This window comes from Aminobacter sp. P4_D5 (genome assembly GCF_056401815.1).
Genome location: NZ_JBFUIP010000750.1, coordinates 1 through 696 on the forward strand (window position 1 = coordinate 1; position 696 = coordinate 696).

The 696-nt window shown below is 69.4% G+C and carries 2 protein-coding genes; both read left to right on the plus strand.

All coding sequences use genetic code 11. The features are described from left to right. Positions 1–2: 2 nt before the first annotated feature. Positions 3–419: a transcriptional regulator NrdR gene (gene nrdR / locus AC1DWF_RS34765; RefSeq protein ID WP_476843025.1), complete on the plus strand. Its 417-nt coding sequence runs from the start codon at positions 3–5 to the stop codon at positions 417–419. A gap of 13 nt (positions 420–432) precedes the next feature. Beyond that, positions 433–696: bifunctional diaminohydroxyphosphoribosylaminopyrimidine deaminase/5-amino-6-(5-phosphoribosylamino)uracil reductase RibD (locus tag AC1DWF_RS34770; RefSeq protein WP_476843026.1), on the plus strand; the 264-nt coding region annotated here is incomplete at its 3' end.

A 696-nucleotide genomic window follows, 5' to 3' on the forward strand; every position in this document is an offset into this window, starting at 1 on the left:
AGGTGAAGGACAGCCGTCCCTCCGAGGATGGCTCCTCCATCCGGCGCCGGCGCTTCTGCCCGGCCTGCGGCAACCGCTTCACCACCTTCGAGCGTGTGCAGCTCCGCGAGCTCACGGTCCTCAAGACCGATGGCCGCCGCGTCCCCTTCGACCGCGACAAGCTCAGCAAGTCGATCCGCATCGCCTGCCGCAAGCGGCCGATCGACGAGGACCGGATCGAGCGCCTGCTCAACGGCATCCAGCGCCGCCTCGAGATGGAGGCCGAGGTCGAGATCTCCTCGCGYCGCATCGGCGAGATGGTGATGGAGACGCTGAAGGGCGTGGACCAGGTGGCCTATGTCCGCTTCGCCTCGGTCTATCAGAACTTCTCCGAAGCCAAGGATTTCCAAGCGTTCCTTGGCGGTCTGGACACTCCGTGAAGCGGGGGCCCTGATGTCCGACGAGGCCCATATGCGGGCCGCGCTCCAGGTCGCGGCGCGGGGCCTCGGCAACACCTGGCCCAACCCTTCGGTGGGCTGCGTGCTGGTGAAGGACGGTGTGGTGATCGCCCGCGGCTGGACCCAGCCGGGCGGCCGCCCCCATGCCGAGGTCGAGGCGCTGACCCGGGCCGGTGAGGCCGCGCAAGGCGCCACCGCCTATGTGACCTTGGAGCCCTGCTCCCACCACGGCCGCACGCCACCCTGCTGCGATGCGCTG